Here is a 778-nt window from a genome sequence, read left to right as displayed (position 1 = left end):
AGCCTGATCCGGCACCGGCAACGCCTTGCGGTCGAGCTTGCCGTTGGGGCTCAGTGGCAGCGCATCGAGGTGCACGAACACCGCCGGCACCATGTAATCCGGCAGGTGTTCCAGCAGGTGACTGCGCAGCACGTCGATGTCCAGCCGGGTGCCGGTGTAATAAGCGACCAGGCGTTTGTCCCCCGGCACGTCTTCACGGGCCAGTACCGCCGCTTCCTGCACGCCGTCGATATCGGTCAGGCGAGACTGGATTTCACCCAGCTCGATGCGCAGACCACGGATCTTCACCTGATCGTCGTTGCGGCCCAGGTATTCGATGTTGCCGTCGGCCAGGTAACGGGCGACGTCACCGGTGCGGTACAGGCGGCCATCGGGCTGGAACGGATCCTTCAGGAAGCGTTCGGCGTTCAGCTCTGGACGATTCAGGTAACCGCGAGCGACCTGCACGCCGCCGATGTACAACTCACCCACCACACCTTGCGGCACCGGTTGTTGCTGAGCATCGAGGATGTACATCCGGGTGTTGGCGATCGGTTTGCCGATAGGCGTGTTGTCAGGCGTTTGCTCCAACGGCCCAGCGCAATCCCACGCGGTAACGTCCACCGCCGCTTCGGTCGGGCCGTACAGGTTGTGCAATCCAGCGCCCGGCAATTGCTGCTTGAAGCGCCGTACCAGACTGCCCGGCAACGCTTCACCACTGCACATCACCTGGCGCAGACCGTTGCAACGGCTCGTGTCACCATGGGCGAGGAACACGTCGAGCATCGACGGCACAAAA

At 63.1% G+C, this 778-nt stretch carries 1 protein-coding gene; it reads right to left on the bottom strand.

Going from position 1 to position 778, the window contains the following annotated elements:
• The coding region (locus ACK6BI_RS28005) for an amino acid adenylation domain-containing protein (protein ID WP_409319662.1) at positions 1–778 on the bottom strand (778 nt) is incomplete at both ends.

This window comes from Pseudomonas sp. KCJK9016 (assembly GCF_046231795.1).
Classification (GTDB): Bacteria; Pseudomonadota; Gammaproteobacteria; order Pseudomonadales; family Pseudomonadaceae; genus Aquipseudomonas; species Aquipseudomonas bananamidigenes.
Note: the sequence above shows the minus strand (reverse complement) of the source record. Positions and strands in the feature narration are given on the sequence as shown.